This is a genomic window from Mucilaginibacter sp. NFR10 (assembly GCF_900100445.1).
GTDB classification, from domain to species: Bacteria; Bacteroidota; Bacteroidia; order Sphingobacteriales; family Sphingobacteriaceae; genus Mucilaginibacter; species Mucilaginibacter rubeus.
Genome location: NZ_FMTV01000025.1, coordinates 1 through 2010 on the forward strand (window position 1 = coordinate 1; position 2010 = coordinate 2010).

1 protein-coding gene is annotated in these 2010 nt (G+C 45.6%); it reads left to right on the plus strand.

Going from position 1 to position 2010, the window contains the following annotated elements:
• Positions 1–763: 763 nt before the first annotated feature.
• Positions 764–2010: glucosamine-6-phosphate deaminase (nagB, locus tag BLP33_RS27100; RefSeq protein WP_090535051.1), on the plus strand; the 1247-nt coding region annotated here is incomplete at its 3' end.

Sequence of the window (2010 nt, forward strand, 5' to 3'; positions counted from 1 at the left end):
GATCAGCTTCGGGTGAAAACGAACAGAACGATGCTGGGCGGTGCGGCTGCAGGGGCATAGCAAGTTTTTGCAGAAGCGGAGGCATTGCGTGCGAAGAGGGGCAAAATAATTGCAGCCCGTAGTTCTGCTCGTTTTGCAGGGTGAAGGCCGCGCCGAGGGCTATGGGGCCAGGTTGTGCGCAAAGAAGCCTCTCTGCTGCAAGTCTTTTTGGTTACTTTTGTGGCGACAAAAGTAACTGGCCCCGCGCGGCCAGGAGCGCGACGATGTAAGTTTATAGAATAAAGTCTTTTATCTGCCTATAAGAGATTGCTTCGTAACTCAGCAATGACGTGGTGGATATGTCATTTCTCCTTCAGAGGCCACCGGATTTAAATCACTCAGCATGACACCCGATTTTGATTGAGCCAGGGGAATGATGATTTTCGTAAGTCACGATGCGAAAGAAAAGAGGATTCTTACTATTACTTAGGATAAGCTTCACTAATATGGGTGAATTTTAGCCAAAATGAACCCCATCCTATCCCTTCCTGGATAAGATACTTATTAAAAAAATTTAAAAAGTTCTTTTAATTCAAATTTTGTTTTAGTAAGTTTGTATTGATAATGCACAGCATATTATTATACGCACTTTACTTTACCCTCATGTCGGTGAGGATAAACATTTTTGTTAATTGGTTTGATAAAAATCCTCGCCCTTGGCGGGGGTTTTTTGTATAGCGACTTTTTAAACTTTAACATATAACATATAGGTTCTGAGAAAATTATGGCACGATTAAATTTATTGGAAGAGACACGTTACGAAAAGTTACCGGTAAGCGTTTACAACAACCAGCAGGAAGCCTCGGTAGCGGTAGCGAACCGGATAGCAGATCTGATCCGCGCAAAACAAGCCAAAGGTGAAAAAGCGGTATTGGGGCTTGCCACCGGTGTAACCCCGATAGGGGTATATGCCGAACTGGTAAGACAGCACAAAGAAGCAGGCTTGAGCTTTAAGAATGTGATCACTTTCAACCTGGATGAGTACTACCCAATGAAACCCACAGCAGCGCAAAGCTATGTAACCTTCATGTACGAAAACCTTTTCAGCCATATTGATATAGATAAAGCCAATGTGCACATCCCTGATGGCACTTTGGATAAAGACGAAGTTGTTTCCTTCTGTTTAGCCTATGAAAAGCAGATAGAAGAATTGGGCGGCTTAGACCTTCAGATCCTGGGTATCGGTCGTACAGGTCACATCGGCTTCAACGAGCCGGGTTCTGCACCAAACTCAGGAACCAGGATGGTAACGCTTGACGACCTGACCAGACGTGACGCTGCCCGCGATTTTGGTGGTAAAGCCGACGTACCAACCAAAGCCATTACCATGGGGATCGGTACCATCTTCAAGGCCAGGGAAATCATCCTGATGGCCTGGAATAAGAAGAAAGCGCCAATCATCAAGAAAGCGGTAGAAGGGGAGATCTCGGGTGAAGTACCTGCCACTTACCTGCAATTATCACAACATGTAGAGTTTGTACTGGATGCAGATGCCGCGTCAGAACTGACCAGGTTTGATACCCCGTGGCTGGTAAAAGATTGCGTGTGGGATAACCAGTTAAAGAAAAAGGCGGTGATCTGGTTGGCGAATGAGGTTAACAAACCGGTACTGAAACTAACCGAAGAAGATTACAATAACCACGGCATGGCCCAACTTGCAGTAGAGCAGGGGCCTGTATATAATATTAACATTGATATTTTTAACCAGATCCAGCATACCATTACCGGCTGGCCGGGCGGTAAACCTGATGCGGATGATTCGCAAAGGCCGGAAAGGGCATTGCCTGCTAAAAAACGCTCTATTATCTTTTCACCGCACCCTGATGATGACGTGATCTCGATGGGCGGTACATTTATCCGTTTGGTAGACCAGGGACATGATGTACACGTAGCTTACCAAACCTCAGGAAATACCGCGGTATGGGATGATGACGTGCTAAGGTACATGGAATTTGCCATCGACTTTACAAA